The sequence below is a fragment of the Serratia sp. PL7 genome, assembly GCF_945957435.1.
The window spans coordinates 20875-30436 of the sequence record NZ_CAMFLB010000044.1 but is presented as its reverse complement, the minus strand read 5'-3'; the positions used below and the strand labels follow the sequence as shown (position 1 = coordinate 30436).

Genomic DNA, 9562 nt, shown 5'->3' with positions numbered 1-9562 from the left:
AACACAGCCCAAAGCGGCAACCTACGGAGTCCCCAATGAAACAACATATCGCTGCAATTATTCGCGAATACAACACCCCTACAATAACCGTCGAAGTAGCCAATACAGACCGCTACGATAGCGAGCAAATCGAGATCCGCCAGGTTGTGGATGGTCGCCTTGTCTGGCGAGCGTGGGACTATGAGACAGGTTTTGAAAATGACCTGCATCGCGAGCTGGCCTATTGCCATATCCCGGCCTGATTGAGCTATAAACACCCCGCCCGGTGAAATCCGGGCAATACAGCCCAAAGCGGCACTTATCAGGAGTAAGCCTAATGACAAAAATCACAACACCGTCCCAGCTGAAAGCAGAGCTGGAGAGCCAGAAAACCTACCTTCTCGAAGCCTGCCTGATGGCCTTCAATCAGTTACCTAACCAGCGAACAAAAGGCGCGTTCCCGTCAACATACGCGCTTGCAGCAAAGATTGATTACCTGTTGCAGCAGGAAAAAAAATAAGCCTCCCTACAACGACAAAGCCCGGTATTAACCGGGCTTTTCTGTATTGCACAATACACTAAAGGTTAAGCGCGTTTGCGTCCTGCGCCAGCCAGCATTGGTATGTTTCCTTTTGAAACTCCCCGCCGCAGCCGCCACCGGCTTTTGATTTTCCGCAGTGCTGGCATGTACCCAGCGCGGCTTTTTCTTTCTCCCACTGTTGCCAGTTGCGGATCAGCAGCAGCTGGAAAAACTCATTTGGTGAATAGGGTTGTTTACCCATCCGGCGTACCTGCCGTAGTTCTTCCAGTTGCGCGGCTTCATCGTGCGTTAGCGTGACTGTCACGCTAACACCTTCGGCGCGTAACCGTTCGCGGCGGCGGGCTTGCCGCCGTCTGGCTAACATCCTCTCGCGTTCTGTTTTGTCCATATTTATCACCGTGACTGTCACGATTGAGAAAAGAGAAAAGGCCGGGAGTCCGGCCTTGTGGTTACTTCAGGATCAGTAAGGTCAGCGCCGCGCCAATGGCCGCGCCGACGATGGAACAAACAGCCGTCATGATCACGACGCGGTTAACGATGGTGCTGGCGTTGTTGTGCTGGAGTGATTGCCAGCGCGTCAGAAAGTCTGACCGCGCTTTGTTTTCCTCCTTCATCGCTGCCTGTATGTCTCTCAGGCTGCCGATGATTTCCGCTCTCGAATCGTCTGCCGTCAATTCAAGTGCGCTTTTGAGTTCGCCCAGCTGCTGAAGCATGTCGGCTTGTTCAACCTTCACTTGCTTCATGGCTTCTACAATTTCCTTCGCGTCTCCCAAAAACCAGTCCATCAATACGTCTAATTTATCGGGCTGCTTATCCATGCTTAATCTCCGATTAACAGGGAGAATGTTTTATCCAGGTTACTTTTAACAGGAATAGCCTGTTTCATGTAAGTATAACGACGCGCCATTTTGCGGCGTTCGTCTGCGTCAGCTGATGCTTTAGCGCGGGCTTTAAATTCTTCCGCATCTTCAGCGGTCAGCGTTTCAAACGAAATTTTGTGATGCGCAAGATATTCGTACACCTCACTATTATAGATCGCAGAGTTTTTATTAATGCGGCCTACTTTAGTTTGCTTCACGAAGTCGAAAATCGGGCTGAAAACATTTTCAACATCATCACCCGGATTAACGCGGTTTGGAACAAAGATAATCTTTTTGTTATCCACGCCAGCCTTGCTTAACGTGTGCGCCGTTTTCATACTTTCTTTGATGGCTTTATCTTCCGGTGTTACTGGAATGAAATACATATCAAATTCATTTGCGCCGCCATCGAAGCGGGACATTGCCATTAAAAACGGTTCCACGTTTGACGCGCCAATATCAATAATCGCTGCATCTTCAAAAACCACATCCTCAATCAGACGGGAGAAATCATCACCTTTAAAACTGGTGACATTTTCAATCCCTAAATCAGACGCTGACTGGTTAATGGTTTCGACCGCGAAAAATTTCGCATCTTTCAGGCGCGGGGCGAGAAGGTAAGTTGAAACTAAAGTTTTGCCAACGCTGCCACTGTAATTAATAACCGCTACTTTCATTGCACACCTCAATATTTTTTGATGAACTCATTAGGATCGAACTCGGCTCTTGCCTCGTCAAAAAATTCCTTTCCGATGATACCCGGTGACTGTTTCGTTTCGTCTCCCTCGGTCGCACTTTGTGTATTGTGCAATACATCTTTTTTCACCTGCTCAGACTTCGCGGGTTTTTCTGTATTGTGCAATACAGGTTTCTTCTGTTGCTCACTGGCTCCGGCTGATTCTGTATTGTGCAATACAGAATCAGGGGCGGTATGTTTCGCCCGGTTTTGCCTGGCCCGATACAGGGCAGTATCAAAACTTCGGACGTTCACATTCTCCAGGCCGAAGCGTTCAGATACCGCCTTGAAAACCTCCTCTCTGGAGACTCCCAGCGACAGCATTTCTTCTACTTCCGGCAACATCATCTGAATTGCTGCCCTGATGCTTTTGGGCTTCATAGTACCCTCATGTAGAATGATGTATTTTTGATGTAATAGTGATGTATTTGTGTCGTATCAACTATCCCATGACGTAAGAGTGATGTAATTGTGGTGTAATGTCAACCATGAATTGACGTAATAGTGGTGTATTTGTGGTGTATGGGTATTCATGCAAGCATGAATACCGGGATATTGAACGCTTTTTCACCAAAATACCCCTTAACCTCCGTAGATCGCTCCCACCAAACTGATTATTTTTTAGCCCTTAACCTGCTATACACCTAACGCAGTGCGATGAATCGCACTAACTAACTGATTAAAAAAACAAAAAATGAAATATTTCGGATTGCGGGTATTAAAAAGGTATTAAAAAAAAAGCATAAGAGCATGGTTTGTATGGAAATTCAGGTATTACTTTGTTAATACTTACCTCATGCGGTTAAACTACCGCCAGATTGAACACGAAAAATCACCAGTTGAGGACATGATGCCGATCATCACATGCAAGGTAACGGACGAAGAAAAAGAGCTTATCGACAGGCTGGCCGGAACGAACAGATCGGACTATATGCGCCGTTGTTTGTTGGCCGGATCAGGTGGCCGGATAGGTGGATTGAGTCAGGTTACGGAACAGATAAACGAAGTAAATCGACGCCTCGATATTCTGTTTGACCAGGTATCAGAGACAGATATGAGCGCGTTTTCCTCGGAGCTGAAAGGTCTGGTCAAGCAGCTGTCACAACTCAAGTTGCCGCCTCCCGGTCAGATGATGCTGCACGAATCCCTGGCAATCGAGACGGTGATCCTGCTGCGTTCGATGGCGACCCCGGCCAATATGAAATCCGCCTGGGGAGAGCTGGAACGTAACGGATACAAGGTATGGGAAAGTAAACAAGAGAGGAAGGAATAATGACAGAACAAGAAAGAGGACTTATATTTTTATGCTCGCTGCTGGGACCGATACCCTTTGTGTGGTTTATTACTGCAAAGTTTGTTTATGGTATTAATAGCGAAACGGCTCACTACCTTGTCCCCTATTTGCTAAAAAACACGTTCAACCTGTGGCCGTTATGGGTGGCGATTATTGCAGGTGCAGTTATAGGTTTGTGTGGCTTTATAGGATTCATTATTTACGATAAGGGTCGGGTGTATAAAGGACCACGTTTTAAACGCGTACTCCGTGGCACTAAATTAGTAAGAGCTTCATCTTTAGCCGAGAAAACAAAAGAGCGTGATCATAAGCAATTAACGGTTGCAGGTGTTCCTGTGCCTACTGAATATGAGACTCTTCATTTTTCAATCGGCGGGGCTACTGGTACAGGTAAATCAACGATTATCAAGGAAGCTATATATTCAAGCCTGAAAAGAGGCACGGATAAGCGTATTGTTCTTGATCCAAATGGCGAATATGTTGAGACGTTTTATCGTCCCGGTGATGTGATTCTTAGCCCCTATGATAAACGTTCTCCCGGTTGGTCAATGTTCAACGAGATACGCGATGACTTTGACTATGATCTCTATGCTGTATCTATTATTCAGGAAAGTAAGGAGCGTTCAGCAGAGGAATGGTATAGATATGGTCGTCTTATTTATCGTGAGGTATCAAAGAAGTTACTCACGCTTAAACGTAGCCCAACAATGGAAGAAGTCATGCACTGGTGTACCATTGTTGAGAATGAAAAATTAAAAGAGTTTGTGAAAGGTACACCTGCGGAAGCCCTGTTTATCAAAGGCGCTGAAAGGGCCACCGGGAGCGCCCGTTTTGTCCTGGGTGACAAATTAGCCCCACACCTGAAGATGCCCGCAGGCGATTTCTCGCTGCGTGACTGGCTGGAAGATGATAAACCCGGCACGTTGTTTATCACCTGGCAGGAGCAGATGAAAAAGAGCCTCAATCCGCTGATCTCATGCTGGCTGGATATTATGTTTTCAAGCCTGCTGGGTATGGGTAAGCGCGACCAACGCACGTTGTTTTTTATCGACGAGCTGGAATCACTGGAATATCTGCCAAACCTACAGGATTTACTGACGAAGGGCCGCAAAAGCGGCGCGTCTGTATGGGCGGGCTACCAGACGTACTCTCAGCTGATTGAGCGCTATGGCATCAACATAGCGGAAACACTGCTGGGAAGTATGCGTTCCGGCATCGTCATGGGTAGCAGTCGATTAGGTAAAGAAACCCTTGAGCAAATGTCCCGCGCATTGGGCGAGATTGAGGGCGAAGTGGAACATAAACAAGGCAACCCATTCCAGGCGGGCATTGGTAACAGGCCACGCATCGAAACGCGCACCGTCAGAGCCGTTACTCCTACGGAAATATCAGAGCTGAAAAACCTCACTGGATACGTCTATTTCCCTGGTGATCTGCCTGTCGGCAAGTTCAAGACTAAACATGTGCAATACACGCGTAAGAACCCGGTTCCGGGCATCATCATGAGGTAGCGCCATGCTTGATATTACGACTATCACCCGTATCGATATTGCGTCAGTTGTAGGCTACTACGCTGATGCAAAAGACGATTACTACAGCAAAGACAGCAGCTTTACCGCGTGGCATGGTCAGGGTGCTGAAGCGCTGGGCCTTTCCGGCGAGGTCAGTTCCCAGCGTTTCAAAGAACTGCTTGTCGGGGAGATTGACCCTTTTACACAGATGAAGCGCTCCAGCGGTGACGCGACGAAAGAACGGCTGGGATACGACCTCACATTTTCCGCGCCTAAAGGCGTATCGATGCAGGCGCTGATCCACGGCGATAAGGCTATTATCGCCGCCCATGAAAAAGCGGTTGCCGCTGCCGTCCAGGAAGCGGAAAAGCTGGCTCAGGCCCGCACGACCCACGCAGGGAAAACCATTACGCAGAATACCGGTAATCTGGTTGTTGCTTCCTTCCGGCATGAAACATCACGCGCCCTTGACCCGGAGCTGCATACCCACGCCTTTGTCATGAACATGACACAGCGCGGGGATGGTCAATGGAGGGCGCTTAAAAACGATGAACTGATGCGGGCCAAGATGCACCTGGGGGATGTCTACAAGCAAGAGCTGGCGCTGGAGCTGACAAAGGCCGGGTATGAGCTGCGCTATAACAACAAAAATAACACCTTTGATATGGCGCACTTTACGGATGAACAAATCCGGGGATTCTCGCGGCGTTCTGCTCAGATAGAAGAAGGGCTGGCGGCTATGGGGTTGACCCGCGAAACCGCTGACGCACAGACCAAAAGCCGGGTATCGATGGCGACCCGCGACAAAAAAACAGACGACTATTCGCGTGAAGATATTCATAAAGAGTGGGTTAACCGGGCTAACGAGCTGGGAATCGACTTCAATGATCTGTCCTGGGCTGGCAAAGGCAAGGACGGCCCGCAAACGTCAATGAATACCGTCCCTAACTTCACCAGCCCGGAGGTAAAAGCCGACCGGGCGATTCAGTTTGCGCTTAAATCCCTTTCAGAGCGCGATGCGTCTTTTGACCAGTCCCGATTGCTGGCCGTGGCAAATAAAAAGGCTATCGGCCAGGCATCAAAGCAGGATATTGAAGCCGCCTATTATCGCGCTGTGGCAAAGGGGGCCATTATCGAAGGTGAAGCGCGATACACCACCACGACTGACCAGAGAAGCAAAGACGCGCCACCGCTACCAGCCATGACGAAAGCGGAATGGCAGGCGCAGCTGACCGACAAAAAAGGGATGAACAACGACCAGGCGAAGGCATTAGTTGCTGAAGGTATCAAATCTGGCCGCCTGAAAAAAACCAGCCATCGGGTAACGACCGTTGAAGGTATCCGGGTAGAGAAAGCGGTGCTGAATATCGAGGCTCGCGGTCGGGGCAAGGTGATCGCCGCGCTAACAAGCGAGCAAGTTACCGCGCAGCTGGTCGGCAAGACCCTGAAGGCCGAGCAGCAGAAAAGCGTCGTAGATATTTGCACCACGACAGATCGCTTTGTTGCGGCCCACGGCTTCGCCGGAACCGGGAAAAGCTATATGACCATGAGCGCGAAGGCCGTTCTGGAGTCGCAGGGCTTTAACGTCACCGCACTGGCTCCCTACGGTACGCAGAAAAAATCCCTGGAAGATGAAGGTATGCCCGCCCGTACCGTTGCCGCTTTCGTGAAGGCAAAGGACAAAAAGATAGACGAGAAAAGCGTGGTCTTTATCGATGAAGCGGGCGTGATTCCGGCCAGACAGATGAAGGTGCTGATGGAAACCATCGAGAAGGCCGGGGCCAGAGCGGTATTCCTGGGCGACACCTCACAGACAAAAGCCGTAGAGGCGGGCAAGCCATTTGAACAGCTGATCAGCGCCGGAATGCAGACCAGCTACATGAAGGATATTCAGCGCCAGAAAAATGACGTGTTGCTTGAGGCGGTGAAGCTGGCCGCAGAGGGCCACATATCCGGCTCGCTGGCCCGACTCAGCAATATTAGCGCAGAGAAGGACCAGGATAAGCGGCTGGAGGCTGTAGCGAATCGCTGGCTGTCATTCTCCCCGGAGCAGCGCGAAGGTACGCTGATTATTTCCGGCACAAACGAATCAAGGGTAATCCTCAACAGCCAGATTCGGGAGGCGTTGCAGCTGCAAGGAAAAGGCGTGGAGGTGAATTTTCTGGAGCGCGTTGACTCCACGCAGGCCGAACGCCGGGACAGTAAATACTACCAGGTAGGGCAAATTATCATCCCCGAAAAAGACTATAAAAACGGACTTCAGCGGGGCGAGTCTTACCGGGTGCTGGATACAGGTCCGGGGAACCTGCTGACCGTGGCCGGGAGCGACGGCCAGAAAATCAGCTTCAGCCCGCGCACACATAAAAATTTATCTGTTTATACCAGCGTGGCCGCCGAGCTGGCCGTGGGCGATAAAGTGATGGTGACGCGTAACGATAAGACGCTGGATGTGGCGAACGGCGACCGCTTCACCGTGACCGGGACTACCGAGAAAGGCACTTTTACGTTAACCAACGCGAAGGGCCGGGAAATCGAGCTGGACCAGAAGCAGGCCGCCTATCTTTCGTATGCCTATGCAACGACCGTCCATAAAGCGCAGGGGCTTACCTGTGATCGGGTACTGTTTAACATCGATACCCGTTCTCTGACGACTTCCAAAGACGTTTTTTACGTTGGGATTTCCCGCGCCCGTCATGAAGTCGAGATCTTCACCGATGACAAAAAGCGTTTGTTGAGTAGTGCCAGCCGCAACAGTCCTAAGACCACGGCCAGCGAAATAGACCGATTCTTAGGGATGGAAGAACGTTACAAAGACGTAAACCGGAGCTATGGCCATAGCGATGGCCAACAGGAAAAAAGTTATGGCCATGATGCTGGCCATCAAACCGAAGAGAAGGAAAACACCATGAAAAACGCGACAGAAGCCGCGCATGATGGCCCTGATACTTCAGGTACTGAAAACACGTCTCAGGATTTGCGCCAGCGTGAGCAGGAGGAAGTCAACGCAGCTATCCGGTACGAGCAGAGGCAAGAAGCTACACCGGAAATGGAGGCGAACCCCTACCACGACTATGAGCGGTATGCTGACGAAGGGCCGGACTATGGCGACATGCAGGACTACAGCACGTATGAAGAATATGAACGTGCGCGTGACGTGGAACTACCGCAGCATGAGCACGAAAATCATCAACATGATCATGACAAGGAGGGCTACGGCCTATGATGTTCTGGAACCGAAATAAGAAAGAAAAAGCCGCTGCCGGCAATGAAAAAAATCGCTTCGATCACCTGCTTTCGGTGGCCGAAAAATTACCCGTTAAGGCGCTACCTGATCTCATTCGCGCCATCGTGCGGCCAGTACAGAGTGATTTCTTGCTGGCGGTAGCCGAGGAAGGGACTGATGCCCGCCCGGATATGACCCCGCAGGAGTTCTTCTTTGAAGGGCTTATCCAGGTGCAATCTTACGAGAAGATGAAAGAGGGTGAACTGGACGGCGCTGATTATCCGTTGTCGCTGGCAAGTGAAATGGTGCTGCCGTGGCCCTGGAGCCTGACACGCTATATCGATAACGTTTCGCACATTGGAACCCATAAGGGCAGGCCGTGGAAGCAGGATAAAATCAACCACTATGTTGACTTGTGGTTGCCCTGGCGCATTGGCTTTGTGCGCGGTGGCAACCATTCCATAACGGCGGGCATTCTGGCCGGAGAAGGGACCGTGATACCGGATCACGTTTACGATATGTCCTACCTTTTTGAGCTGGTCCGAACGGACGGTAATCACTGGTTCGTTGACGGCCAGAAGGTTGAGGCGGTGAAATCCGGGCGGTCAGCGGCTGTTTTCGAAATTGGCCGTTTACTTACGGAAGGAGCAAAAAATGGGTGAGCAAATTACTAACGCGGAGTGGGAAAAAATCTCACCTGATAATTTTGAAACAGCCTCTTTGTTGCGAGCTGTTGATGCTATTGATGATTTACGCGGGGATTTTAATGATGGCGAGTATTCAGCGCCGCCGCAAATCAGAACTGATTTACTCAGGCTTCATGAGATAGCAATGGCAGTGATTAACGAAGGTTCACGTAGCCGGGTTTCAGCATTGTTCGAGCTGGCGAGTGACCTGGACGAACAAATATCCCATCTGGTAAATCGGCTGGATGAAGTGCAGGACACGCTATCTCAGCTAATGGAGTTGTATCCAGAAAGCCTTTACTACGATGATATTGAAGGCGATGAGGAATAACGGAAGATCAAAGATCGTTGATCGATCCTCTGAAGATCCTGTACTCTCTTGCTCAGAAACGAAAAAACCACCCGGCAAGGTGGTTTTTTCGAAGGTGATAAGAGCGTCAACTCTTTGCACCTGGTAACTGAATCCGAAGCAGGGAGAACAGTCACCGTTAAATTCAAATGTAGTGTAGCAGTCGTCATGGCTGCAATTCAAGTCCCATCTCCCTGCTCGAATGACGTTACCGCATTGGCTGTTACCAATGGCGGCGATTTGCCGCGCCTGACGAACTGGAAATCGTGTGTTTGTCATAGTCAGGCGTAACGGCAGCGGGAGACGGGGAGTCTGGTTAAAACCCGCAGCGTTGGAGCGAACTGTCTAAGTCGAGCCGAGAACTTTAAGCGTGAGCTATGAGA

At 50.1% G+C, this 9562-nt stretch carries 11 protein-coding genes; 7 read left to right on the top strand and 4 right to left on the bottom strand.

What is annotated here, in order from left to right:
* Nucleotides 1-35 precede the first annotated feature (35 nt).
* Both N6G83_RS52025 and N6G83_RS52020 read left to right on the top strand, forming a co-directional pair.
* Nucleotides 36-242: a DUF905 family protein gene (locus N6G83_RS52025; RefSeq protein WP_032493183.1), complete on the top strand. Its 207-nt coding sequence runs from the start codon at nt 36-38 to the stop codon at nt 240-242.
* A 74-nt stretch (nt 243-316) separates the two neighbouring features.
* Complete coding sequence (locus tag N6G83_RS52020; protein ID WP_032493182.1) at nt 317-499, top strand: hypothetical protein; 183 nt, start codon at nt 317-319, stop codon at nt 497-499.
* A 58-nt stretch (nt 500-557) separates the two neighbouring features.
* Here N6G83_RS52020 and N6G83_RS52015 read toward each other — a convergent pair whose 3' ends face one another.
* From N6G83_RS52015 to stbA, 4 genes are all read right to left on the bottom strand, one after another.
* Complete coding sequence (locus tag N6G83_RS52015) at nt 558-908, bottom strand: hypothetical protein (RefSeq protein ID WP_014014961.1); 351 nt, start codon at nt 906-908, stop codon at nt 558-560.
* 61 nt (nt 909-969) lie between these two features.
* Nucleotides 970-1338: a plasmid stabilization protein StbC gene (stbC, locus tag N6G83_RS52010; protein WP_000360828.1), complete on the bottom strand. Its 369-nt coding sequence runs from the start codon at nt 1336-1338 to the stop codon at nt 970-972.
* 2 nt (nt 1339-1340) lie between these two features.
* Complete coding sequence (stbB, locus tag N6G83_RS52005; RefSeq protein ID WP_000861579.1) at nt 1341-2057, bottom strand: StbB family protein; 717 nt, start codon at nt 2055-2057, stop codon at nt 1341-1343.
* Between the two features lie 8 nt (nt 2058-2065).
* Nucleotides 2066-2497: a plasmid stabilization protein StbA gene (gene stbA / locus N6G83_RS52000; RefSeq protein WP_029697170.1), complete on the bottom strand. Its 432-nt coding sequence runs from the start codon at nt 2495-2497 to the stop codon at nt 2066-2068.
* A 466-nt stretch (nt 2498-2963) separates the two neighbouring features.
* Between stbA and N6G83_RS51995 the strand changes: the two genes are divergently transcribed.
* From N6G83_RS51995 to N6G83_RS51975, 5 genes are read left to right on the top strand one after another with little or no spacing between them, the layout of a single operon-like run.
* Nucleotides 2964-3389: a traK protein gene (locus N6G83_RS51995; RefSeq protein WP_225247941.1), complete on the top strand. Its 426-nt coding sequence runs from the start codon at nt 2964-2966 to the stop codon at nt 3387-3389.
* Entirely contained in the window at nt 3389-4921 is a 1533-nt protein-coding gene (locus N6G83_RS51990) for a type IV secretion system DNA-binding domain-containing protein (RefSeq protein ID WP_032493179.1), read from the top strand. The genes N6G83_RS51995 and N6G83_RS51990 overlap by 1 nt, the downstream gene beginning before the upstream one ends.
* A 4-nt stretch (nt 4922-4925) precedes the next feature.
* Entirely contained in the window at nt 4926-8144 is a 3219-nt protein-coding gene (gene mobF, locus N6G83_RS51985; protein WP_024561907.1) for a MobF family relaxase, read from the top strand.
* Nucleotides 8141-8806 carry a DUF6710 family protein gene (locus N6G83_RS51980; RefSeq protein ID WP_000971716.1) on the top strand — a complete coding sequence of 222 codons (666 nt, stop codon included), beginning with the start codon at nt 8141-8143 and terminating at the stop codon, nt 8804-8806. The genes mobF and N6G83_RS51980 overlap by 4 nt, the downstream gene beginning before the upstream one ends.
* Nucleotides 8799-9161: a hypothetical protein gene (locus tag N6G83_RS51975; RefSeq protein ID WP_024561906.1), complete on the top strand. Its 363-nt coding sequence runs from the start codon at nt 8799-8801 to the stop codon at nt 9159-9161. Before N6G83_RS51980 ends, N6G83_RS51975 begins: the two co-directional genes overlap by 8 nt.
* Nucleotides 9162-9562: the final 401 nt, after the last annotated feature.

Bases quoted from the DNA above. Each gene is read 5' to 3' on its own strand.
- N6G83_RS52025 (WP_032493183.1), top strand. From the start codon at position 36: ATGAAACAACATATCGCTGCAATTATTCGCGAATACAACACCCCTACA.
- N6G83_RS52020 (WP_032493182.1), top strand. From the start codon at position 317: ATGACAAAAATCACAACACCGTCCCAGCTGAAAGCAGAGCTGGAGAGC.
- N6G83_RS52015 (WP_014014961.1), bottom strand. From the start codon at position 908: ATGGACAAAACAGAACGCGAGAGGATGTTAGCCAGACGGCGGCAAGCC.
- stbC (WP_000360828.1), bottom strand. From the start codon at position 1,338: ATGGATAAGCAGCCCGATAAATTAGACGTATTGATGGACTGGTTTTTG.
- stbB (WP_000861579.1), bottom strand. From the start codon at position 2,057: ATGAAAGTAGCGGTTATTAATTACAGTGGCAGCGTTGGCAAAACTTTA.
- stbA (WP_029697170.1), bottom strand. From the start codon at position 2,497: ATGAAGCCCAAAAGCATCAGGGCAGCAATTCAGATGATGTTGCCGGAA.
- N6G83_RS51995 (WP_225247941.1), top strand. From the start codon at position 2,964: ATGATGCCGATCATCACATGCAAGGTAACGGACGAAGAAAAAGAGCTT.
- N6G83_RS51990 (WP_032493179.1), top strand. From the start codon at position 3,389: ATGACAGAACAAGAAAGAGGACTTATATTTTTATGCTCGCTGCTGGGA.
- mobF (WP_024561907.1), top strand. From the start codon at position 4,926: ATGCTTGATATTACGACTATCACCCGTATCGATATTGCGTCAGTTGTA.
- N6G83_RS51980 (WP_000971716.1), top strand. From the start codon at position 8,141: ATGATGTTCTGGAACCGAAATAAGAAAGAAAAAGCCGCTGCCGGCAAT.
- N6G83_RS51975 (WP_024561906.1), top strand. From the start codon at position 8,799: ATGGGTGAGCAAATTACTAACGCGGAGTGGGAAAAAATCTCACCTGAT.